21 protein-coding genes and 1 pseudogene are annotated in these 19,213 nt (G+C 67.9%); 11 read left to right on the top strand and 11 right to left on the bottom strand.

Annotated features, from left to right (window positions below; translation table 11 throughout):
• The first annotated feature begins 130 nt into the window (after positions 1–130).
• The gene (locus ACFYXC_RS41085) at positions 131–1,063 is read left to right on the top strand and encodes a TetR family transcriptional regulator (RefSeq protein WP_389558163.1); all 933 of its coding nucleotides are present in this window, start codon (positions 131–133) and stop codon (positions 1,061–1,063) included.
• Positions 1,064–1,081: 18 nt separating this feature from the next.
• Here the strand turns inward: ACFYXC_RS41085 and ACFYXC_RS41080 are convergent, their stop codons facing one another.
• From ACFYXC_RS41080 to ACFYXC_RS41065, 4 genes are all read right to left on the bottom strand, one after another.
• On the bottom strand, positions 1,082–1,342 hold the full coding sequence (locus tag ACFYXC_RS41080) for a hypothetical protein (protein ID WP_389558168.1): 261 nt from the start codon (positions 1,340–1,342) through the stop codon (positions 1,082–1,084).
• 1,189 nt (positions 1,343–2,531) lie between these two features.
• Positions 2,532–2,879, bottom strand: coding sequence for a hypothetical protein (locus ACFYXC_RS41075; protein WP_389558161.1), 348 nt, complete (start codon positions 2,877–2,879; stop codon positions 2,532–2,534).
• Between the two features lie 578 nt (positions 2,880–3,457).
• Positions 3,458–4,768 (bottom strand): NAD(P)/FAD-dependent oxidoreductase, encoded by a 1,311-nt coding sequence (locus tag ACFYXC_RS41070; protein ID WP_389558167.1) that lies wholly within the window; start codon positions 4,766–4,768, stop codon positions 3,458–3,460.
• A 193-nt stretch (positions 4,769–4,961) separates the two neighbouring features.
• The gene (locus ACFYXC_RS41065; protein ID WP_389558160.1) at positions 4,962–5,564 is read right to left on the bottom strand and encodes a TetR/AcrR family transcriptional regulator; all 603 of its coding nucleotides are present in this window, start codon (positions 5,562–5,564) and stop codon (positions 4,962–4,964) included.
• A 10-nt stretch (positions 5,565–5,574) separates the two neighbouring features.
• Between ACFYXC_RS41065 and ACFYXC_RS41060 the strand changes: the two genes are divergently transcribed.
• Together ACFYXC_RS41060 and ACFYXC_RS41055 are read left to right on the top strand one after the other, a co-directional pair.
• Positions 5,575–6,837 carry an amidohydrolase family protein gene (locus ACFYXC_RS41060; RefSeq protein ID WP_389558158.1) on the top strand — a complete coding sequence of 421 codons (1,263 nt, stop codon included), beginning with the start codon at positions 5,575–5,577 and terminating at the stop codon, positions 6,835–6,837.
• Positions 6,834–7,688, top strand: a complete 855-nt coding sequence (locus tag ACFYXC_RS41055; RefSeq protein WP_389558157.1) for an alpha/beta hydrolase — start codon at positions 6,834–6,836, stop codon at positions 7,686–7,688. The genes ACFYXC_RS41060 and ACFYXC_RS41055 overlap by 4 nt, the downstream gene beginning before the upstream one ends.
• 616 nt (positions 7,689–8,304) lie before the next feature.
• Here ACFYXC_RS41055 and ACFYXC_RS41050 read toward each other — a convergent pair.
• Positions 8,305–8,907 carry a TetR/AcrR family transcriptional regulator gene (locus ACFYXC_RS41050; RefSeq protein WP_389558155.1) on the bottom strand — a complete coding sequence of 201 codons (603 nt, stop codon included), beginning with the start codon at positions 8,905–8,907 and terminating at the stop codon, positions 8,305–8,307.
• Positions 8,908–8,999: 92 nt separating this feature from the next.
• On the opposite strand from ACFYXC_RS41050, the gene ACFYXC_RS41045 reads away from it, so the two are divergent.
• Complete coding sequence (locus ACFYXC_RS41045) at positions 9,000–9,782, top strand: MBL fold metallo-hydrolase (protein ID WP_389558153.1); 783 nt, start codon at positions 9,000–9,002, stop codon at positions 9,780–9,782.
• A gap of 293 nt (positions 9,783–10,075) precedes the next feature.
• Entirely contained in the window at positions 10,076–10,264 is a 189-nt protein-coding gene (locus ACFYXC_RS41040; protein ID WP_389558151.1) for a hypothetical protein, read from the top strand.
• A 170-nt stretch (positions 10,265–10,434) separates the two neighbouring features.
• Here ACFYXC_RS41040 and ACFYXC_RS41035 read toward each other — a convergent pair whose 3' ends face one another.
• The gene (locus ACFYXC_RS41035) at positions 10,435–10,785 is read right to left on the bottom strand and encodes an ArsR/SmtB family transcription factor (protein WP_389558149.1); all 351 of its coding nucleotides are present in this window, start codon (positions 10,783–10,785) and stop codon (positions 10,435–10,437) included.
• Positions 10,786–10,790: 5 nt separating this feature from the next.
• Complete coding sequence (locus tag ACFYXC_RS41030; protein WP_389558147.1) at positions 10,791–11,324, bottom strand: hypothetical protein; 534 nt, start codon at positions 11,322–11,324, stop codon at positions 10,791–10,793.
• A gap of 255 nt (positions 11,325–11,579) precedes the next feature.
• Here ACFYXC_RS41030 and ACFYXC_RS41025 point away from each other — a divergent pair, with 255 nt between their 5' ends.
• The gene (locus ACFYXC_RS41025; protein WP_389558146.1) at positions 11,580–11,969 is read left to right on the top strand and encodes a hypothetical protein; all 390 of its coding nucleotides are present in this window, start codon (positions 11,580–11,582) and stop codon (positions 11,967–11,969) included.
• 48 nt (positions 11,970–12,017) lie between these two features.
• On the opposite strand, the pseudogene ACFYXC_RS41020 reads toward ACFYXC_RS41025, so the two are convergent.
• Positions 12,018–12,318, bottom strand: a pseudogene (locus ACFYXC_RS41020) (IS5/IS1182 family transposase); the annotation flags it as partial.
• A 325-nt stretch (positions 12,319–12,643) separates the two neighbouring features.
• On the bottom strand, positions 12,644–12,766 hold the full coding sequence (locus ACFYXC_RS41015) for a hypothetical protein (RefSeq protein WP_389558144.1): 123 nt from the start codon (positions 12,764–12,766) through the stop codon (positions 12,644–12,646).
• Positions 12,767–13,057: 291 nt separating this feature from the next.
• On the opposite strand from ACFYXC_RS41015, the gene ACFYXC_RS41010 reads away from it, so the two are divergent.
• The 4 genes from ACFYXC_RS41010 to ACFYXC_RS40995 all read left to right on the top strand — a co-directional run bounded on the left by ACFYXC_RS41010 (position 13,058) and on the right by ACFYXC_RS40995 (position 17,138).
• Complete coding sequence (locus tag ACFYXC_RS41010; RefSeq protein ID WP_389558142.1) at positions 13,058–15,370, top strand: molybdopterin-dependent oxidoreductase; 2,313 nt, start codon at positions 13,058–13,060, stop codon at positions 15,368–15,370.
• A gap of 136 nt (positions 15,371–15,506) precedes the next feature.
• Positions 15,507–16,058 (top strand): EF-hand domain-containing protein, encoded by a 552-nt coding sequence (locus tag ACFYXC_RS41005; protein WP_389558140.1) that lies wholly within the window; start codon positions 15,507–15,509, stop codon positions 16,056–16,058.
• 436 nt (positions 16,059–16,494) lie between these two features.
• Positions 16,495–16,752 (top strand): hypothetical protein, encoded by a 258-nt coding sequence (locus ACFYXC_RS41000; RefSeq protein WP_389558165.1) that lies wholly within the window; start codon positions 16,495–16,497, stop codon positions 16,750–16,752.
• Positions 16,749–17,138 carry a hypothetical protein gene (locus tag ACFYXC_RS40995; protein ID WP_389558138.1) on the top strand — a complete coding sequence of 130 codons (390 nt, stop codon included), beginning with the start codon at positions 16,749–16,751 and terminating at the stop codon, positions 17,136–17,138. Before ACFYXC_RS41000 ends, ACFYXC_RS40995 begins: the two co-directional genes overlap by 4 nt.
• A 96-nt stretch (positions 17,139–17,234) precedes the next feature.
• Here the strand turns inward: ACFYXC_RS40995 and ACFYXC_RS40990 are convergent, their stop codons facing one another.
• Both ACFYXC_RS40990 and ACFYXC_RS40985 read right to left on the bottom strand, forming a co-directional pair.
• Complete coding sequence (locus tag ACFYXC_RS40990) at positions 17,235–17,381, bottom strand: hypothetical protein (protein WP_389558137.1); 147 nt, start codon at positions 17,379–17,381, stop codon at positions 17,235–17,237.
• A gap of 130 nt (positions 17,382–17,511) precedes the next feature.
• Entirely contained in the window at positions 17,512–18,384 is an 873-nt protein-coding gene (locus ACFYXC_RS40985) for a ketopantoate reductase family protein (protein WP_389558135.1), read from the bottom strand.
• A gap of 70 nt (positions 18,385–18,454) precedes the next feature.
• On the opposite strand from ACFYXC_RS40985, the gene ACFYXC_RS40980 reads away from it, so the two are divergent.
• Positions 18,455–19,084 (top strand): TetR/AcrR family transcriptional regulator, encoded by a 630-nt coding sequence (locus ACFYXC_RS40980; RefSeq protein WP_389558133.1) that lies wholly within the window; start codon positions 18,455–18,457, stop codon positions 19,082–19,084.
• The last annotated feature ends 129 nt before the right edge of the window (positions 19,085–19,213 follow it).

The raw sequence follows: 19,213 nt of genomic DNA, 5'->3' as shown, positions 1-19,213 counted from the left end.
GCCAGCGTGCTGTGGGCACTCCTGCGCGACAACCGGGTCTTCACCCCCGAGCTGCCGGTCGCGCAAGCGGCTTGACTTCATCATTGAGACTCCTCAGGAGTGCTGGACAAAAAGCTGAAGGCAGGAGGCGTTGATCGCCGCCCGCCCGCCCGTACGCGCGCTGCTGCTGCTGCTGCTGCTGGTGCTGGTGCTGGTGCTCGGCAAGGTGTGCTCGGGCATGCCGGGCATCGTCGAGCCGAGCAGAACGCGGCCGCTGACGATGAAACGGAACTGTTCACCGGGGGTAAAGGACGAGGTGCACGGAGAGCTGCCGGGCGCCGTCGGTGCGGATGGCAGGCAGGTCCTTCGGCTGTTCTCCGTGGTGTGCTCCTTCGCTCGCGCATCGATATCAACGTCTGTTGATATCGTTGGTTCACCGTACACTGTTCGCATGGCTGAGCAACGTGAGACGCGGGAGTCGCCTGCGCGGCGCGGCCGAAGGCCCGGGCAGAACACGACCCGCCAGGCGGTGCTCAACGCCGCGCGTCGGCAGTTCGCGGCAGCCGGGTTCAAGGGCACAACGATCCGTGCGATCGCCATGGATGCCGGCGTCGACGCTGCACTCGTCATGCAGTTCTTCCGGTCGAAGGACGAGCTCTTCGGAGCGGTGATGTCGATCTCGCCCGAGGCGCTCTCCCGCATCGCGGGCGCGTTCAGCGGTCCTCTCGAATCGGTCGGCGAGCAAGCCGTCCGGGCGTATCTCGCCGTCTGGGAGGGTGATCAGCCCGATGCCGAGGCGCTGCAGGCGATGCTGCGCGGAGCCGTCTCCAACGAGCGGGCGAGCACACAGCTGCGGGAGTTCATCGAATCGCGACTGTCCGAGAGCATCCAGCACTTCGGGTCGGACCGCCATGATGCCGCGCTCCGCGCTGCTCTCGCGGCCTCGATGCTCGTCGGCATCACCGTCGGTCGGCAGATCCTGCAGGTTTCCGTGCTCGCCGAGGAGGATCGTGAAGCGATCGTCCGGCGTGTCGGTCCGGCTCTGCAGGCGGTACTCGTACCTCCGCCGCCACCGTCGCGGTGAAACGCGTGCGTCCACGCGTCACGACATACACGGCCCTGGACCGCCACCTCCGGCTCCAGGGCCAGCTTGTCGGTTCGCATTCATCGTGAGCGGGGGGCTTTCGGGGATCCGGTGTGTGTCGGCCCCGAGCTGCTGGAACGGGTCACCGCGCGGCGCGTGGAGGTGGATGAACTCGAAGTGAGATGTGGCGAGTTTCCCGTGGTCCGGATTCAATCGCAGAGCACGTCCGACCATCTGCGCAATGTCCACCGTCGAACCAGGCGCATCCGAGAAAAGCACCGAGTCACATTCGGCAGTATCAACACCCTCGCCAAGAACTCGAACCGAACAATGAACACGCAATTCGGCACATACATCCCGGCCGTCGAATTCGGTCCCTCCGAGGAAGTCGGAGGGAAATTCGTCGAGCACGGTGCGGCGGTGGCCGGGGCGTGCTCGACGTACAGCCACTCTGCCCACACCTGGTTGGCGGGCGGGTAGGTGTTGGGGGCGTCGGCGGCGAGCCGGGCTGCGACTGCCGGCACTGAGACGGCCATGGCTTCGGCTGCACCGTCTCGGCTGTGGAACGACAGCACCCGACGGAACCGCTCCTCCTCTGCTGCGTGCATCAGTCCTGTCTGGATGGCCGCGAGCCGGGCCCCGCGCACGGCGTCCGAGTCGGTTGTCTCTGTGGCGAGGGCCGCGTAGAGGTCGGGGCGCGGATGTCGAGACACAACACCGGGTACGGGGCGACGATGCCCCGCCCGATCGCCTCCGACAGCGTCAGCCTGTACGCCAACGGCCCAAAAGCCATGGAGCCGCCCTCCATTGACGCCACAAGCCGCGGCCGCTCACCTTCGGCCTCCCACACCCGCGCGGTGGCGTCATGTGGAGCCGGCGCTCGGCGGGCAGCTGCGCCTGGTCGTGCACGGCCGCCCACGGTTTCGAACCATCCCCGCTGGTCCAGTGCGCCTCGTCCGCGACCATCAGGCTCCACGAAGGCAAGCCGGCGGCGTGCGGGCGCTGCAGGATGCCGAGCCCGACCGACGCGTACGTCGCGAATACCGTGACGGTCTCCAGCACGCTCACTCAGGAGACCAGCTCATCCGGGTCGGTGGTGCACGGCGGCCCCTGACTCTCTTCCGCCCGCAGAGAGCAGACTTCGACCAGCGCCCCGGAGCGGCCTGCCCGGCATCAGCCACCAAGTGCGAAACGGTCCGCCGACAGAGTCGGCGGACCGTCAAGAAGAAGAGTGAGACTAGAAGCTGCGGCCGCACTGCCGCCGAAGGAGCCGGCGAAAAGATCAGACTTCTCAAGCACTGATGTATGGAGGTGCCAGTCACCGCCTCCTGTGCCGTACCGTTCTGCACAACTGAAGCCCGGCCGATGATCAGCGCTTACGGAAATCTTGGAAGTGCCGAAAGTCTTACGGTCCCGGCGTCGGCTGCGCCTCGCCGAGCGGAAGGGGGACGGGAGTGCGGCGCGAGGGTCAGCAGGAACCGTCGTGCCACGTCACCGCGGTGACGTTCACCGGTAGGTAGAAGATGTTCCCGGACTTGTGGGGGACGCACAACGTGTACGTCGACTTCGATCCGTCCGGCCAGACGTGGTAGTACTTCAGGTCCGCATCGCGGGACGTGTGGTTGTAGTAGGTGAGCCCTGGGGCATCCCCGGACCACTCCCTGTCGGTGGCCACTGACGGGGTTTCCACGGGCGCGGGCTCGGGGAAGGCCCAGTGGGCCCAGACGCAGACGTTGTCTTGGGGGCAGTTGCCGGGGGGCCAGGCTTCGTCGGACGCCCCGCTGCCAGCAGCTGAGGCCACGGGTGCAGTGATCATGGCGCCCACGAAAGCAGCGGAGGCGAGTCCAAGGGCGAAGGGGCGTAAATGCATGACTATTCCCATCTTGGCGCAAGCGAATGAACCGGAATGGAACTCTATCAACTTGAAGTTGAAAGGTCAAGCAATCACCTTTTCGCTTATCTGCCTATTCTTGGTGTGTCGCCTTTCGAATTCGCATGAATCGGGATAATTGGAACTTCAGGGGTGAGAGTGGCGGCTCATTGTGATGCGCCAGAGATGGCGGCTCGAAGTCGGTGGGCTGTTTTCATGACGTCTCGGGGGCCTAGTGCTGCGAAGTCGTGCTGTCCGTCGAGGCGTGTGCGGAGTTGGCACGTTGAGCGGACGGCGCGGCCTCGCCTCGCGTGGCGGAGCGGTCCCGGATCGTCCTGGCCTGTGCGGACGGAGCGTCAAACACCACGACTGAGAGCATCGGGGTAGGCGAGATGGGAGCCGTAGACGGTGCAGCGGAAGAACATGGCGGTTGCCCCGTTGGCCAGGTGTGTCTGGAAGTGCTCAGGCTGGTTTTCGCCGTGCCGGCCGTCGAGGCGCAGGTCGGCCCGGCTGATCGCGGCCCGTCAGCCAAGGACTGTGCCCGTGGATGCGGCCGGCCGACGTCGGCGTGAGAATGCACCGAGGTCGATGGTCTGGCCGGTGTGTGCGCAGGTGTGCGTGAGCGCACTGCGGTCGTGGTCGTGGCCGCCTTCGACACCGTGGATCAGGGTGGCCATGAGGCGGCCTACAAGAGGGGCGTTCTTGAACTGATTGCCGCTGGTGCCGATGGCTACGTAAAAGCCGGCAAGGTCGGTTCGGTCGTATACGGGGGTCCAGTCGTCGGTCACGTCGTACACGCCTGCCACGCCTTTGGGCTTGTTGGGAACGCGCAGACCGGGCAGTCGGCGAGCCGCCCGCGTCACCTGCGTTCTGAACTGCGACACGCTCGGGAGCGGGCTCCCGTCTTCCGGATCCTCGAGCCATTCCAGCGGGTCGCACTTGGGTTCCGTGCCGCCGACGAGCAGGAACTCCCTGCCTTCGGGCCGTATGTATGTGCCGAGGTCCATATCGGCCAGCACCGGTGCCTGACGGTCGCCGCTGACGTCGTGGTAGCCGGCGGGGGCCGCTACATGGTGCACCTCCTGGCGAAGCGGCCGCAGGCCGACCGTGAAGTCGCCGCCTACTCCGGCGAGCCGGTTCAGCTGTCCCGACCATGGGCCGGCCGAGTTGACGACCACCCCGGCGGACAGTTCGGTCCCTTCCTTGAGGCGCACCCCGCGCACGCGACCCCCGCGCCGCATCACCGCGGTGACCTCGGTCTTCCAGCGGAAGGTGGCTCCGTGTCGCTCGGCGGCCGCAGCAAGGTTGCGGGCGGCGAGTTGCGGGTCGTCGACAAAGCCTCCGTCGGGTGTGTGAAGAGCACCGAGCCGAGCGGATGCGTCGGCGAAGAACTCTTCGTCATCCACGGGGCGGGGCGGGAAATACCGGCCGGTGTCCACGGCGGGCAAGCGCAAGGACAGCTCCTGTGCATCCCATTCCTCGTACGGGACGCCGACCTTGTCGAAGTGGCGTGTGAACAGGCTGCGGGGTGCGAAGTCCACGTCCAGCAGGGTGACGCCGCAGCGGTTGAACGCTGCGAGGGGTTCACCGGCGGGCGCTTGGAGGTGGTCGCGCCATGCTTCCCAGCCGTGAAGGGACTCCCACGCAGCAATGACGCCCGCGATGGTGGGATAGGTGAAGCGGACCACGGCACTCGATGCGCTGGTGGAGCCGTTGCCTGCGCCGCCGAACTTGTCGACGACGACCACCCGCAGGCCGCTCCGCGCCAGTTCGAGAGCGATGGAGGATCCGATGACCCCGGCCCCGACGACGACTACGTCTGTGCTATCAGTCACGTTGCAACTCACCTTCTTATCGCCAGGCCAGACGGTACCTGCGGCGGCGCGGCGGGCCGCCGTGCAGCCGTGGCCCGCACCGTACGCGGGTAGGAGGCCATGTCCGGGGACTGTTGTTGTCACTTTCCGTCGCTGTATCGCACCGTTGTCGCGCGTGTGCGCCGATGCTCAGGCTGTGGGGGCCGAAGGCCGCTCAACGTTCCGGACGTGATCGTGGAGCGGGTCGGCCCTCGCGCATGCGCAAGATCAAGGCGACCGCGTCCTCCGAGCGGGTTCCGGGAGTGAGGAGTTCCTGCAGGAGGAGGCCGCGAATCGCGGCAATGGTGACGGTGGCCGCCTCCCGCGCCTCCTTCGCGTCGAGCCCTTCGCGTTGTGCAAGTGAGGACAGCATCACGGTCAGGTCGTCGATCGACCCCACAAACTCACGGAAGTCCTCGGGGGCGTACGCGGCCAGTCCGACGACGTGGAAGAAGCCGCGGACACGCGACAGCTGCTCCGGCCGGGTGTAGGTACGCCAGATCGCCACGACGAAATCGTCGAAGGTGCCCTGCTGGGCGGCCTCCAGAAGTGCTTCGTTGTCACGGGAGCGCTGGGCCGTGAGCATGGCGGCCAAGACGCCCGGGAGCGACCCGAAGTGGTAGCGCAACAGGGCGTGGCTGGTCTCGATTCGGGTGGCGATCTCACGGAGCGACATTTCCGGCGGCGGGAGGGTCTCACCGAAGGCATCGAGAAGCCGCACCAGGAGTCGCTCGCGCGCGCTGCCGCTGCGTTGCGAAGTTGACAGGATCACTCCCACAGTTTATCCATTGGAAAAGACGGATGCAATGGCGGAGGGATCGACGATGGGACCTGCTCATGTGGTCGGCGCGACGGTCATCGACGGATCAGGGCGTGACCCCAGCAGCCTCGATCTCACGATCGAGAACGGCCGCATTACCCGACTTGGCGGCTCCAGCGCGCACGGCGAGCGTCTCGATGCCGAGGGATTGACGATGACGCCCGGCCTGATCGACGCTCACGTCCACCTGGGCCTGTCGAGCCCGATCCAGCCGCACTTCTCGTTTCAGATCAGCGCCGCCGAGATCGCGGCGGACATCTTCGCCACGGCCGGCGCGACGCTCGACGCCGGCTTCACCACCGTCCGCGACACCGGCGGGATCGACGGCGGTGTCGTCACCGCGATCGCGAAGGGCAAGGTCAAAGGGCCGCGCGTCCTGTCGTGCGGACCTGTTCAGTGCCAGATCGGTGGGCACGGCTACTACGGAGCCGAATGGGAACCCACCGAGCTGTGGAGCAGCCACCACATCCCGGGCCTGTGCGCCCTGTCGATGATGGCGGGCAACACGGACGAGCTGCGGCACAACGTCCGCGAAGCCTTCCGTCGCGGAGCCTCCTTCCTGAAGCTCTGCGTGACAGGCGGAGTGGTGGGCGGACATGATCGGCTGACCGACACCCAGTTCACCGTCGAAGAGATCGCTGTCGCAGTTCAGGAAGCTGCGGCGCGGAACACCTATGTGACCGTCCACGCCCACAACAACCAGGGCATACGCAATGCGGTCGAGGCCGGGGTGCGCTGTGTCGAGCACGGCACCAGCCTCAACGAATCCACAGCGGCTCTGATGGCCGATCGCGAGGTTGCCCTCGTGCCCACGTTCGCCGTCGTCGAGCAACTGCTGCACGACACCGCCGGAGCCGGCCTCGCCGCGTCGGCCCGCGACCGGGTCAAGGGCGTACGCGAGCAGATGGCGCATGCGCTCGCCGTCGCCAAGCACGCAGGAGTACGGATCGGGCTGGGTTCCGATCTCATCGGTCCGGCCCAGGACCGTCGCGGCAAAGAACTCAGCCTGCGCGCAGCCCTCGAGACGCCGATGGAAGCGCTCGTGGCGGCGACCCGGACCAACGCCGAGATCCTCGGCCTGTCCGGCCAGGTGGGTGTCATCACTCCCGGCGCGCAGGCAGACCTCGTTCTCTGGAACGGCAATCCGCTCGAAGACCCGGAACTGTTCTCCGACCCCACAAACGCCGTCCTCGTCATCCAGGCCGGCATGATCGTAAAGGACCTCAGATGAGCACCATGTGGCAAGGCTGCCTTCCCCACACCGACTACTTCGAGATGCGCTCCAGCGGTGGGTACGACTACGGCGTCTGGGTCACCACGCCACCGCACTACGACCCCGCCACAGCGCCGGCGCCTGTCGTGTACGTGCTCGACGGCAACTGGGCCGTGGGTTTGACCGCCCCACTCATCGTCACGCAGTTGGACCCCATGCAGGCGATGCAGCCCTACGTCCAAGTCAGCGTGGGCTACGCGGGCGAGGAAGCCGAGCACTGGGAGCGGTTGCGCAACCGCGACCTCGTGCCGCCCGGCGAACCCATCGCGAAGGAGTACATCGACGCGGTGGAAATGGGGGTCGAGAGGGGTGTGACAACTCGCGAGCAGGCCGACGCCTACATCGCTGAATTGAGCGACAGCCGCGGGGACATGTTCCTGAACTTCCTCACCGACGACCTGCACCCGCGAATCGAACGCGACTACGGCACAGCTCCGAGCGGTCACGGCCTCTTCGGCTACTCCTACGGCGGACTCTTCAGCCTCTACGCCTGGCTCACCAAGGGCACCTTCTTCGAGAGCATCGGCGCGGGCAGCCCCGGCATCGTCAATGCGGACAGTCAGGTCTTCGCTCTACTTGAAGGCATGGGTGACACCCTGCCCGACACCAAGCTGCACGTGACCCTCAACGAGCAGGAGATGCTCGGAGACCTGGCGGTCTACCAGAATCTCGCGAAGAACGCGGCCACGTTCCTTCACCGCCTCACCTCACGCGGCGGATCCGTCACCAGCGCACTCATGCACGAGACGCATGTGACCGGGCTGCAGGCATCGTTCCTCAGCTACCTCAGGGCCTGCCGCGCCCGGTGAGCCTGGACGCCGCAGCTCTCCTTCCGTCCCACGTGAGTCGACTTCGCTGGAGGTGTGCGGGCGGCCGAGCGTGACATCGTCAGCATGACGCCCCCTGCCGTGGGTATCGCCGAAGCACTCAGGCGACGGCTGCCCGCGGGCCCGGGTGGTGACCGATCCGGACATCGTGGCCGGTCTCTCGCACGACCAGGCGATGCGGCCGCGTACGGGCCGAGCGGTGGCGGTCGTGCGCGCCAAGAGCACCGACGAGGTCCAGACCGTGGTGCCTGCGTGCCCGGAGCAAGGAGTAGTCCCGTTGGTTGCACGCGGCACCGGCACGGGAGTTAGTCCGATTCTCATTGAACGCGCTCGCGGGGTCTGTCGTCAAAGGATCGTTCGACGTCAGGAAGGGAGACGGTAGTTGGAACGGCGGAGGGACTGCTGGCCGCCCGGCACCCGAGCAGGGGCGGTCGTCGTACTCCATGACGCCCGCCGACCGGTGCGGGCCGGACAGTGGGGCCCGTAGTACTCGGAAAATTTCGGACGGAAACGGGTTGGCCAGTAGGAAAGCGGGCAGGCGGTCGTATCCGGGGTGGCTCGGTGGGGCCTGCTCGATCGCCTCTCGCTTGACGTGCGGTCAGGACTGGTCCAAGGCCCGTTCGATCGCGCGGCGGGCCCGGCCCGCCGCCGCCCCGTCGTGCTGGAGCTGCGTGGCCGCGTTCAGGGCCAGACCGGCGGCGATGATCTCGAACAGCGCCTGGTCGATGTCGAATCCGGCGGGCAGTTCACCTTTCTCCACCGCTGCGGCCAGGTCTGCTCGTAGCTGCTCCCGCCAGCGCGACCACACCTCGGCCACCGCGTCGCGGACCCGGCCGGGGCGGCCGTCGTACTCGGTGAGCGCCGCGGTCATCAGGCAGCCGCCGGGCAGCAGGGGCTCTTCCAGGTAATCCACGGAGTTGGCGCACACCGCGCGCAGCCGCCGCAGGCCCGGCGACTCGGCCAGACATGGCTCGACTACCCGGTGCCAGAAGTCCACGAACGCTTTGTCCAGCGTGGAGATCTGCAGCGTCTCCTTGGTGCCGAAGTGTTTGTGCACCCCGGACTTGCTCATCTCGAGTTCCTCGGCGAGTCGGCCGATGGTGATGCCGTCCAGCCCTTCCTCGGAGGCGATCTCGGCGGCACGGCCGAGGATCCGGCCCTTGGTGGCCTGCGCTTCGGCGGCTGAGCGTCGCGGTGACATGCGACAAGAATAGCGTACGGTCGTCCGCTATTGCTTTGGCGAACGTTCGTACGCTAAATTTTGTCGCCACCACCGAGACGAAGGAGTGCGAGATGCGGGTGCGACGACTGGGCTGGGCCGGGCTGGAGATCGAGGCGGGCGGCGAGCGACTGGTGATCGACTACGTGCGGGACCTCTCACCGCTGTTCACAGGGTGGAAGCCCGGTGAGTGGCTGGCGGCGCCGAGCGGGGAGGTCGCCGCCGCGCTGGTCACCCACCTGCACCGGGACCACACCGACGCGCCCGCGCTCGCGGATGTGCTGGCGCCGGGGGCGCCGGTGCTGCGCCCGGCGCCCGGTCACGGCGACGACGTGGACAACATGACGACACTGCTGGCCGAGAGCGAACTGACCGAGCACCGGCTGGCCGTCGAAGTCGTGGACGCCTGGTCCACCCGCGACATCGGGCCGTTCCGCGCCACCGCGGTCCCGGCCGTCGACGGGCTGGGCGACCCGCAGCTGAACTGGGTGGTGGAGGCCGACGGGCAGCGGATCTTCCACGGCGGCGACACGATGTTCCACGGCTACTGGTGGCTCATCGCGCGCCGGTTCAGCCCGTTCGACGCGGTGTTCCTGCCCGCCAACGGCGCCGTGGTCGACGCACCACACCTCCAGCCGCCGAGCCCGGAGCCCGCCGCGCTCGACCCGAGGCAGGCCGCGGCGGCCGCGGAGATCCTAGACGCCCGGTACGCGGTGCCGATCCACTACGAGCCGAAGCAGCCCGACAAGATCGCGGGCTACGTCGAGGTCTCCGACCCGGAGAATGAACTGCGCACACACGCCGGACGGCGCGCACACATGCTGGCCGTCGGGGAATGGCTGGACCTGACCAGATGACCGGCAACTCCGCGTGCCAACGGGTTCGGTGGCCATGAGTTCGAGTACGAGCAGGCGGCCGACCTGTTCCGGTGCACGGAATGCGGGGTCTACGAGGTGGCGGCCCGTGACACGGACCGACCGATCAAGCCGTGCACGGGACTGGTCGGCTACGGCGGGGACCCCGAGAGGGTCTACCTGCTGCTGACCGACACCCGGAGCTGCCGTACAGCCACTCGTCGACCCTGGCGAGTCGCATCCGCAGCACCGCGATCGGCCAGGCGCCGCGATTCTCCTGGCGTCCCGGGGCCGGGTTGCTGGTCGAGTCGGCTCCCAGCGTCGTCGACGAACTGGTCCGCCGGATCAGGCAGATCACGGCCACCGTCGACGGGCGGCAGGTGCCGATCGCCTCCTCCATCGAACACCTCACCGCCGAGGCCGGCCGGGCCGTCATCGCGGAGAACCACGCGGCGTACGTCGCCGAGTACGGTGAGCCCGCGTAGGAGATCCGTCCCGCCCGTCCTCGTTCAGCCGTCGCTGTCCGGGCCGCTGTGTTCTTCCGCGCACGGGTCGCGCAGCGGGCGCTGGCCCGGGGCGGGCGGGGCGGTGAAGGCGTAGCGGCCGAAACCCGTCAATAGAGCCAGCCGCGGGCCGTGTGGTGTGTTCCATGCTGCTATTCGGTGCACAGTTGTGTGCCCAGTGGTGTGATGTGGTGGTGGATGCGGGTGCCGTAGCGGTGGGAGACGATGAGTCCGGCGTCTCTGAGGACGGTGGCGTGCTCGCTCGCGGACGGCAGCGAGATCCGCACGAGACGGGCGATTTCGGAGGTGGTTGCCGGGGACTGGGCGAGCGTCATCAGCACGGTGGCCCGGGTACGGCCGATCAGCGCGGCGAGCGAGGACGTGCTGTTCATCCCGGCGGGAGCCAGCCAGGCCAGGTCGTGCTGGATCGGATAGACGAGGACATGGGGACCCTCAGCGTTCTTCAGGGTGGTGGGCGCGCGCCAGCAGAAGAAAGAGGGCAACAGAGTCAGACCCCCAACGCGAAAGGGCGCAGTGTGTTGAGGACCTGCTCGACTCCACCGGTGAGGAAGGCCCGCGCGAGCCTGTCCCTCTCGGCCTGCACGCTGCTGTCGATCTGGTCCCGGTAGGGCTCCACGGCCTGCCGATGGTACGCCGTGACCGCGTTGCCGAGCTGCCGTAGCGCCGCAGGTTCACCCCGGCTCACCGCCCCGGCCCACGCCGCCGGTGCCTGATCGGCCGCCAACTGGTCGATGTCCTCACGCAAGCGTCGACGGGGCGTGGCCAAGACGGTCTCGACAGCTGCGTCGATATCGGGCAGGGATGTGGGCGGAGTGAGGAAGTCCGGCGAATACCCCCACGGCGGCGCCAGCGCCAGAAACGGCCGCATCCGCGGAACCAGCGCAGGACGCATGCGCCCGCGCCAACGATCGAAGACAAGCGCGCCCTCGCTCTTGCCCAGCAGGTGCGCGCTGAGCAGCACCTCCCACAACGGCTCTGTGCCTGGCGCCACTGGCACGCGCGCCAGATCGTCACCGGTCATATGGAAACGCAGAACCAAAGGTCATCCCCGCAGCCAACAGTTCACGTATGCGCCTCAAGCACGTACCGGAAACAAAATCTCCCGATCGAACGCACCAGTCCAGGTCATTCCCGGCCAGCTGCGCTGCTGCCAGGGCCCCGTCAGCCGCAGCCACATGGGCAAGGTTCGGTCCACGCCGAAGCTTGCTGCGGTCTCCCAGTCGGCGACCACACGATGTTGCCACCGACTCAACCGCATAGGCACCTTGGAGGACCCATGATCAGGAAGACTGCGGTCACTGCGGCCATGACCGTCGCCCTTGCCATCGGCTTGACCACGACCGGAATCACATCAGCAACGGCATCAACTTCTGCCTGGGAATGCTCCAGCGGTCTCCCGCTCTGCTTCTACGACAACGGTGACGGGACCGGGGAAGTGCAGGCTCTCCCGCATTACGCCGGCTGTTACACGGTCTGGAGTCTGAAGGACCGCATCAGCAGCTACAACATCGTGCGCGGGGGTTTCAGCATCAGGCTGCAGAACTGGACGGGCTCGAGCTGGGTGACCATCGAGGACATCCCTGCCAACTTCGCCGGACGCAGGGGCGTACAACCAGCAGCCAACGACAAAACAGATCGCATCGTCGTAGGAGGCTTCCCCTGCTGACGGTACTGCTGTTCACGTGGCCGGCCCACATGGAGTGAGTGTTTTCCATCAGTGGTCTGAGCTGGCCAATTGCAGGGTGACGACGGCGCGGACGAGGCTCGTGAGGCGAGTGGTCGAGCACCGTAGCTTGCCGGAGGAGTCTGCACGACTTGAGGGTGGCGACGGCTTGCTCGACCAGGCCCGGATCCTGGCGTGAGACCGTTTGACGGCCTTTTTGGCCTCGGTAAAGTGTCTCCCAACGTCCCCAGTACGGGACGCGGACTGTGCCCCCGGCGCCTCGGCGGCACCTGATCCCGGCGCCCGTGAGAGTGCGGACGACGCCGTGTTCGCGGGCGGCCCGGACGTCGTGGCGGTGCGCAGGTGACGGGCGGTGAGGTCCATCGCGCAGAACGCGCCGTCGTGGATGCGCTGCCTGCTGAGCACCCTCTTCATCAGCGTGACATCCGGCTGTGCCAGGCGGTCTCACTCCGTCGAGCGATTGAACTGCGAAGACGCCCCCGGTCGCATCTGAGCGAAATTCTCGCCCAGATGCGATGGACGCAGAGCGATGGGGGATGGGTGGCGACGGTCTCGTTCCAGGTTCTGCTCGGCTGCACCGGGTGGATGGCCTGCCGCTGCTGCGCCGTGGCCCCGGCCGGCGTGCGGGCATGCCGTGGACCGGGTTCGTCTCACCGCTACGGAGTGCGTCCGGTGATGGCCAGCACCCGGTCGAGCAGTGGCGCGGCCGCGTCGACCTCGACGGCTGTGCCCCACAACTGCGGGACCGGCGCGTTCGGGGCGAACTCGGCGACGTCCACCCGGCCTGTTGCGCGGTGATCCAGGTTCCGGTGCGTCGCCGCCAGCGAGGAGAAGCAGATGGTGAAGCCGGAACTGCACCCATTGGCCCCATGTTCGAAAGATATGTTCCGGTGCGTGTCGACGCCGTCCGGATCTGCGCGGCCACTGGTGTTCGTGCGTATCGACAGGGTTGGGCAGTGGGCGGCTGGGGCAGCCTCCGTTTCTGCGGACCGTCGACTGAAGCAGAGCCCCTGTGACGTGTGCATCCGCTGTTTGGGAGCTGGGGCGCCTTCAGGGAGGTGGGTTGGCGCATGGCGGAACGACGTATGCCGGTTGCGACGCACTGGGGCAGTTTTGTTGCGGTGGTTGATTCCGGTCGGTTGGTGCGCATTGAGCCGAGGAGCGATGACCCCGCGCCGTCGCCCATCGGCCCCGGAATGGTGACGGCCGCCGACGACAGCGCTCGCGTACGGCGCCCTGCGGTGCGCAAGGGCTGGCTGAACGGCCTGCCGCGCGCCCAGGACACGGCCAGAGGCGCGGACGCTTTCGTGGAGGTGAGCTGGGACGACGCGATCACGCTGGTGAGCGATGAACTCCACCGGGTGCGTTCACAGCATGGAGACAGCGCCGTGTTCGGCGGATCGTACGGCTGGGCGAGTGCGGGGGCGTTCCACAACGCGCAGAGTCAACTCCAGCGGTTCCTGGCGCTGGGCGGGGGATACACCGACTCGCGCAACACGTACAGCACCGCGGCTTTGGAGGTCATCCTTCCGCATGTGATCGGCGGGGCTCCGTGGAGCTATCAGTCCCGGATGCCGCTGTGGGACGAGATTGCCGAGAACTGCGAGCTGGTGGTGGCGTTCGGGGGACTGGCCCTCAAGAACAGCCAGATCAATCCTGGTGGGCTGGCCAGGCACCGGACGCAGGACCTGCAGCGGCAGTGCCGTGCTGCCGGGGTGCGGTTCGTGAACGTCAGCCCTATCCGCAGTGACACGGCCGGTTTCCTCGACGCCGAGTGGCTGCCCGTCATCCCCAACACCGACACCGCCGTGATGCTCGGCATCGCCCACACGATGCTGGTGAACGGCTGGCACGACAAGGACTTCCTACGCCGGTGCTGCGTCGGCTTCGACCGCTTCGCCTCCTACCTGACCGGCGACCTCGACGGCGTTCCCAAGGACGCTGCCTGGGCAGCGCAGATCACGGGCATCGACCGGGACACGATCACCGGCCTCGCTCGTCGCCTCACCACGCAGGCTTCGCTCATCATGGTCAACTATGCGGTGCAGCGGGCGGACCACGGCGAACAACCGATCTGGATGTCTGTCGTCCTGGCCGCCATGACGGGTTCGATGGGCCGGCTCGGCTGCGGCTGGGGCGCGGGCTACGCGACGATGGACGCGACCGGCGTCGCCCCAGGGCGGCCCTCTGTGGCGTCGATTCCCCGGGTGCCCAACCCCGTTGCGGACTTCATCCCGGTCGCACGGATCGCCGACACCCTGCTGCACCCGGGCAAGACCATCGACTACGACGGCCGGCGCCTCACCTTGCCCGAACTCCGCCTGGTCTACTGGTGCGGAGGCAACCCGTTCCACCACCACCAAGACCTCCACCGGCTGACCCGGGCCTGGCAGGCCCCTGACACGGTGGTGGTCCACGAAGCCTGGTGGAACTCCACGGCCAAATTCGCGGACATCGTCCTTCCCGTCGCCACCGGCCTGGAACGCGACGATTTCGCCGCCGGATTCTCCGACCCCCACCTGGTCGCGATGCCGAAAGTCCGCGAGCCGGAGGGCGAGTCGCGCACCGACCACCAGATCTTCGCCGCCCTGGCCTCCCGGCTCGGATACGAGCAGGAATTCACGCAGTCGCGTTCCGAGATCGAATGGGTCCGGCACCTTTACGAGCAGACGAGGGCCGGGCTCGACGACGATGCCGCTCTGCCGGGCTTCGACGACTTCTGGCAGCACTCCACCGCTGAGCTGCCGGCGCTGCGCGGACCGTTTCCCGGCAGCTTCGAGGCACTGCGCTCGGACCCGCAGCGTTTCCCCCTGCCGACGCCGTCGGGCCGGATCGAGATCTTCTCCGAGGAGATCGACTCGTTCGGCTACGACGACTGCACCGGGCATCCGATGTGGTTCGAACCGGTGGAGTGGCTTCGTGCCGGCCTGTCGGACCGGTTCCCCCTGCACCTGATCTCGAATCAGCCCGCCTCGCGCCTGCACAGCCAGTACGACAACGGCGGCCACAGCCTCAAGTCGAAGATCTGCGGCCGTGAGCCCGTGACGATCAATCCGCTGGACGCCACGTCGCGCGGCATAGGGAACGGCATGATCGTACGCATCTACAACGACCGAGGCAGCTGTCTGGCGGGAGCGGTCCTGTCGGACGACGTCATGCCAGGCGTCGTGCAACTGTCCACGGGGGCGTGGTGGGATCCGGTCCAGCCGGGCCTGGGCGGAACCTTGGACCGCCACGGCAATCCGAACGTGCTCACGGCGGACCGGCCGTGCTCGCGCCTGTCCCAGGGACCGAGCGCTCTCAGCGCGCTGGTCGACGTCGAGAGGTACGGCGATCCCCTTCCTGAGGTCCTCGCCTTTACCCCACCACACCTCGAACACTGATACGGAGACTTCCGGCCGCTTCGGGCAGGTTCCCATGTCCGCCACGGCCACGCACGCAGCAGGCCGGTCCCCGGCCTCCGATCGGCTCCCCACACCCCTTTGCGGCCGCGTAATCATGTGACTACTGTGCGTGTTCGTGACTGCACTTCAAGACCTCAAATACGGCCAGTGGTTCCGGGGCGCCGACATCGACGGCGACGGATTCATCACCCGGCAGGACGTCCGCATGATGAGCGAGCGCTACATCACCGCCCGCGCCGCCGCGCCGGACTCCGCGACAGCCCGCCAGCTCACCGAGCAGATGGACGAGTTCTGGGCGAACGTCATCGCCCCGATGGATCAGGACGGTGACGGCAAGGTCGACCAGCGGGAGATGACCGAAGGGTTCAGGCGGGTCCTGACCGACCCTGCCCTCTACCCGCAACAGATCGCGCCGGTGACCAACTGCTTCTTCGACCTCGTCGACCTCAACGCGGACGGCAAGATCGACCAGGCAGAGTTCCAGCAGATGTTCGATTCCGTCGCTGGCGTTCCGGGTGAGGACTGCGCCGCGGTCTTCGCCGCGCTGGACCGGGACGGCTCCGGCGCGCTGGACCGCGCCGAATTCCACCAGGCGGTCACAGAGTTCTTCTACGGCAATGACCCGGACGCCCCTGCCAACCACCTGTTCGGCAGGGTCGCCGGCTGACGGCTCCAGGCGACGACCCCAGAAGATGAGCCGGACGCGACCGCGTTGGACACCAAGCTGGCCGCACGGGATGCAACTGTCCGGACGCTTCGCGACTACGCGTAGACCACGAGGGCTTTACGCCCTCTGACGGGCCGCGTCCTCGGACAACGTGAACCTCCGCCAGGTCGCCGACATCGATCCGGATGTGGCCCGGGCGCGGCCGGCCGCTCCCTTCCTCGAGCGCACCTCGGACACCGTCCGGTCGTGGCGGGCCCCGCGCCGAACAGGCCGTCGGCGCGGAGGCCGTGCGCGCTTCACGCGCTGCTGACGCCTGCACTCTGCTCCGGGCTGCCGAGGACCTCGGCTCGGCCTTCGTTTCGGAGGGGATGATGACGTCCCCAGGGGTACGGGTGCGTACTCGTATCTTGGTGCGGTGACTGAGGTAGGCACCGCCGTGCCCGACGCGAACATCCGTATTCCTGCCGAGGCCCGCGACCGGCTGGCCGAGATCGCGGCCGCCGAGGGACTTTGTCTGTGCGCCTACCTGGCGCGCATGGCCGACACGCTGCTCACCCCCGCCGAGCGGGCCGAGCGTGCCGGGCGGGCGAGGGCAGTGCTTCGGGAGTGGAACGGCTATGACCCCAGCCCCGGCGAGCAGGTCGCGCTGGATGCGGAACTGGACCGGCGGCTCGCGCAGGCGGACGCCGCGTGAGCAACCCGGTCCACGTCGTCCTGGACGACACGATGGTGGCCGCCGGCCGCGGCAACATCCTCGCCTCCCGGCTCATCCACCGCTCCCACGCCCGGGCGGGCTGGTTCCTGTACGCCACCGCATGCGCGCTCGTCGAGGCCGACCGTGGCCGGCCGGGTACCGCCGAACACGCCGCTGCCCTGGACGGCATCCCTTTCCTCGACCTGCCCGCCGCCTTGGCCCTGACACAGGAGACCACCTGGGGCGCCGCCCACACCCTGCACGCAGCCCAGCCCAGCCCGGACCGCCCCGACGGCGCCGTCATCGCCACCATCACACCCGAAGCCTGGAAAGGCCACCCCGTGCGCACCCTCGACCTCGACCCCTGTCGAGCGGGTGTTCTGTGAACCCGCGCGAAGACTCACAGAACACCCACCGAGGGTGTCCCGTACTCGCACGGGATCGCGGGTGTGGGATACCCGTTCTGACGCGCGGCATTGGGTTCAGTGTGGGGTGAAGGTGTCGACGGTCAGGGTGCCGGTGTCGTCCGTGCGGACCTGGTCGGCGAGTTGGGTCAGGATCCGTTCGGGCTGCAGGCCGGTTCGGGCGGCGATGGCGCGCAGTCGGCGGCTGGGGCGGCGGACAGCCACACCCGCGTCGTCAGCTGGTCGCGCGTGTCCTGTTGTTCCTGATGCCACGCGGCCTGACGGGTTCAGGGCATCGGTGATGACTCCACTTCGCTGCGGCGTCGGTGGCCGAGGAGGCGCAGCCGCCTGTCACCTACCGGACTTTCGTATAGGCGCGGATCTGTTCGGCCAGCCGCGCGAGTTCGGCCGCTGTCGCGGGCGAGGCGTCGCTGAGTCCGCTGTGTACGGCCGTCGGGCTTCGCAGGAAGCGCCGCAGCGTGGCCACGAGTAGTCCTTCCGGCAGGGTCCGCAACGCAGCGAACCCGCGGGGGGTCGGCGGCGTAGGCATTGCGGCCAGGTTCTGCCGCATGAGGCGGAGCATGTTCCGGACCGCGTCCGGATCGTTGGCCAGCGCTACCGGGCCGCCCGCCGTGTGCACCGCCTGCCCGAGTGGCACCTCGAACGCGGCGTGCGTCTTGAGCCAGGCGTCCATCTTCGGCTCGGGCTTGGCATTGATCCCCGTGGTGCGGAATGTCCGCACGATCCGTTCGAGTCGCGGAGTGGTCCGGCCGTTGGGTTCGCCGATCGGCATCGCAAGCCGGCGGGTCATAAAGTTGGTCGCGCGATAGCGGACCACGTGGCCGTCCATCGTGCCCCCGGCCATGCCGAAGCCGAGCAGCACCCGCTCGTGGCCGATCACCGCGCCCAGCGGCTCCGGGCCGGCCGCCCAGTTGTGCAGGAACAGCACGTCGCCTTCGAGACCAGCGAGTGACTCCAGCACCGCGTCCACCTGGTGAGTGCGGACGAAGACCGCGATCAGGTCATACCCGCCGACCGGGCGGTCGACCACCGGCACCGGTACCCGCCTGACGGCCGGACTGTCTCCCTCGGCGAGCTGCACGCCGTGCCGGCGCAGGGCGGCCAGACGCTCGCCCCGGGCGAGGAGCGCAACGTCGTGCCCGGCCTCATACAGGCGGGCGGCGAACAGGCTGCCGAGAATCCCGGCGCCGTAGACGAGCAGTTTCATAGCAACCCTTTTTGTACATTCGCTTAAGTCATACGTTCGTTTGAATCAAACGTCTGTAGTGTACGCAGGTATGGCGCCACCTGACACCCGCACCCAGATCCTCGACGCGGCCGAACGCCTCTTCGCCGAGCGCGGCTACCGCGGCACCTCGGTCCGCGCGATCACCGACCTCGCCGGAGCGAACCTGGCCGCCGTCGGGTACCACTTCGGATCGAAGGCGGAACTCCTGGCCGCGGTCGCCCGCCGCGTGATCGAGCCCATCAACGCCGCGCAGTGCGCAGGGCTCGACCGACTGCTCGCCAGGACCCCGGACCCTGCGGTCACCGAACTGGTGGAGGCATTCGCGGGGCCGCTGTTCGACGAGATGCCGGCCGGTGACGAGGGCGGTGCCCGGACATCCCGGCTGATCGTGACGATTCTCAGTGACCCGGCCGAGGAAGTGCGCAGCTGGACCGGTCCAGCCGAGGAGACGGTCCGTGAGCGCTACCTGGCGGCCTTCGGGCGCGCACTACCTGGCCTTTCCCCGGACGAGCTGCGGTTCCGGATGCGGGGGATCCTCGCCGTGATGGCAGTGGACCGCGTCGAGGTCTACCAGCAGAGCTCCCCGGCCTGCCTGTCCCCGGTAGCGAGCGAGGCAGCCCGGCACTGGGCGATCACGTTCCTGACAGCAGCAATGAGCGCACCACCGACGGGGACCTGACAACTCGGGACGGCCGAGGTGGGGCGGGGGCCGCGCCGGGGGGGGGGGGGGGGCGCCCCCCCGCGGGGGGGGGGGGGGGCCCCCCAAAATTTTAAGGTGTAGGGAAACGGACGGGGGGGGGGCAAGGGC

Origin of the sequence: Streptomyces sp. NPDC002701, from assembly GCF_042889045.1 — a bacterium.
GTDB lineage: Bacteria > Actinomycetota > Actinomycetes > Streptomycetales > Streptomycetaceae > Streptomyces.
The sequence above is the reverse complement of the archived record's forward strand: the minus strand, read 5'-3'. Positions and strand labels throughout refer to the sequence as shown.

What these genes read in the sequence shown, in the direction of transcription:
- ACFYXC_RS41030 (WP_389558147.1), bottom strand. Translation starts at nt 11,324, where the DNA reads ATGACCGGTGACGATCTGGCGCGCGTGCCAGTGGCGCCAGGCACAGAG.
- ACFYXC_RS40985 (WP_389558135.1), bottom strand. Translation starts at nt 18,384, where the DNA reads ATGAAACTGCTCGTCTACGGCGCCGGGATTCTCGGCAGCCTGTTCGCC.
- ACFYXC_RS41050 (WP_389558155.1), bottom strand. Translation starts at nt 8,907, where the DNA reads ATGTCACCGCGACGCTCAGCCGCCGAAGCGCAGGCCACCAAGGGCCGG.
- ACFYXC_RS41075 (WP_389558161.1), bottom strand. Translation starts at nt 2,879, where the DNA reads ATGATCACTGCACCCGTGGCCTCAGCTGCTGGCAGCGGGGCGTCCGAC.
- ACFYXC_RS41025 (WP_389558146.1), top strand. Translation starts at nt 11,580, where the DNA reads ATGATCAGGAAGACTGCGGTCACTGCGGCCATGACCGTCGCCCTTGCC.
- ACFYXC_RS40980 (WP_389558133.1), top strand. Translation starts at nt 18,455, where the DNA reads ATGGCGCCACCTGACACCCGCACCCAGATCCTCGACGCGGCCGAACGC.
- ACFYXC_RS41045 (WP_389558153.1), top strand. Translation starts at nt 9,000, where the DNA reads ATGCGGGTGCGACGACTGGGCTGGGCCGGGCTGGAGATCGAGGCGGGC.
- ACFYXC_RS41010 (WP_389558142.1), top strand. Translation starts at nt 13,058, where the DNA reads ATGGCGGAACGACGTATGCCGGTTGCGACGCACTGGGGCAGTTTTGTT.
- ACFYXC_RS41055 (WP_389558157.1), top strand. Translation starts at nt 6,834, where the DNA reads ATGAGCACCATGTGGCAAGGCTGCCTTCCCCACACCGACTACTTCGAG.